Annotated in this window: 1 protein-coding gene and 1 pseudogene; both read left to right on the top strand. The window is 64.1% G+C overall.

Annotated elements, in window-relative coordinates:
• A pseudogene (locus tag DEM27_RS33340) lies at positions 1-488 on the top strand (methyl-accepting chemotaxis protein); the annotation flags it as partial.
• Between the two features lie 147 nt (positions 489-635).
• Positions 636-1887 (top strand): HAMP domain-containing protein (locus DEM27_RS34325; RefSeq protein ID WP_165823744.1); only part of this gene is annotated, 1252 nt, incomplete at its 3' end.

Below are 1887 nucleotides of genomic sequence, written 5' to 3'. Positions count from 1 at the left end.
CGGCCGCCGCCGAAATCAGCGCCATGTCCGGCGACACGGTCAAGGCCGCCCAGGAAGCCGGCGACATGCTCGGACGCCTGGTGCCGGATATCCGCAAGACCGCCGAACTGGTGGCCGAGATCACCGCGGCCTGCCGCGAGCAGGATATCGGCGCAGCACAGATCAACGAGGCGATCCAGCAGCTTGACAAGGTGACGCAGCAGAATGCCGGCGCCTCCGAACAGATGTCGGCAACCTCGGAAGAACTGGCGGCCCAAGCCGAAGAACTGCAGACCTCGATCGCCTTCTTCAAGGTCGAAACGAAAAGCGGTCGTGCCCCGGAACGCGGCGGCGTCAAAGCGGCGAAACCGGTCAAGCCGGTTCTGCGTTCGCAAAAGCCTGCCGGACAGACGATTGCCGGCCAGCAGGCTCGGGTCAAGGGTTTTGCCCTGGATCTCGCCCAGGGCGGGCCGGATCAGGACGACCTCGACTTCAAGGAAATCGCCTGAGATCGAACCGCACCCCGGCCCGCGGCCGGGGTGCGCAATGACTGCTGAACAGGCAAAACGCTCTGCCGGGTTATCTGGCGACCGGCAGAGCTTTCCGGATAACCACGTCAGCCGCAAGACATCGAAACCGCGTTGAGGATGGAGAATATGCGCTTCACCATAAAGGCCAAATTGATCGTCGCTTTCGGGCTGCTGATTGCCGTCACCATCGGCTGCGCAGGTTTCGGAATGCATGGAGTGAGCGAAGTCGCCTCGATGCAGAATGCCCTGCTGAGCGGCCCCGTTCGCCAGGATGCCGATGCGTCCAGGCTGGTACATGCATTCGACTCGATGTCGCTTGCAAATGCCGATCTGCTGCTCTCCGGCAACGGCCAGGACATCAAGGCCGCCATCGAGGCGATCGAGCGCCATCACGGCGAATTCAACGAGGCGCTGCGCGAAGGCGAAGAACACGCCCCGGCGGAATTCAAGGAGAAATGGGCGGAAATCCGCGATTTCTCCGTCGGCTTCTCCGCCTTGAGCAGCCGCATCCGCGATCTGGCCCTCACCGGCCAGCATGACCAGGCCGTCGTCGTCAACCACAGCGAGGGCGCTGCCGCCACCAAGACGCTCAACGACTTGACCGAAGAACTGGCGTCCATGACGCGCGCCGCGATCGCCGCGGAAGACCAGGCCTCCGATGCGGCATCCAGCGACACTTTCTATGCCTTGATGATTGCCGCCGCCGCCGGCGTGCTGCTGTCGGTTGCCGCCGCCTTGTGGATCGGCATCAGCATCATGCGCGGCCTCTCCAAGATCGCCGCCGCTGCCAATGCCGTCGCCATCGGCGACCTCGACCAGCGCATCGACGTCAAGACGAATGACGAAATCAAGGATCTGGTCAACACCATCAATGTCATGACGAGCAATCTGCGCAGCACGGCCGATGTTGCCGACAGCATCGCCGCCGGCGATCTGAGCCAGGATCCCAAGCCGCTCTCCGACAAAGACGCCCTCGGCCTGTCGATGCTCGCGATGGTCACCAACCTGCGCGCCAACGCCACCGTCGCCGACAAGATTTCCAACGGCGACCTGACCGCCCTGCCGCAGCCGCTGTCGGACAAGGATACGCTCGGCATCGCGCTGCAAAATATGGTCGAGCGCCTGCGCGGCGTCGTCGGCGATGCGCTCGCCGCCTCCGACAACGTCTCGGCCGGCAGCCAGGAACTGTCGTCGTCCTCCGAGCAGGTCTCCCAGGGCGCGACCGAGCAGGCAGCGTCAGCCGAAGAAGCCTCCGCCTCGATGGAGCAGATGGCCGCCAACATCAAGCAGAACGCCGACAACGCCGCCCAGACGGAAAAGATCGCCCGCCAGTCCGCCAAGGATGCCGAGATCAGCGGCGAAGCCGTCAACCGTGCCG

It is taken from the genome of Rhizobium album (assembly GCF_003122325.1).
Lineage (GTDB): Bacteria > Pseudomonadota > Alphaproteobacteria > Rhizobiales > Rhizobiaceae > Metarhizobium > Metarhizobium album.
Note: the sequence above shows the minus strand (reverse complement) of the source record. Positions and strands in the feature narration are given on the sequence as shown.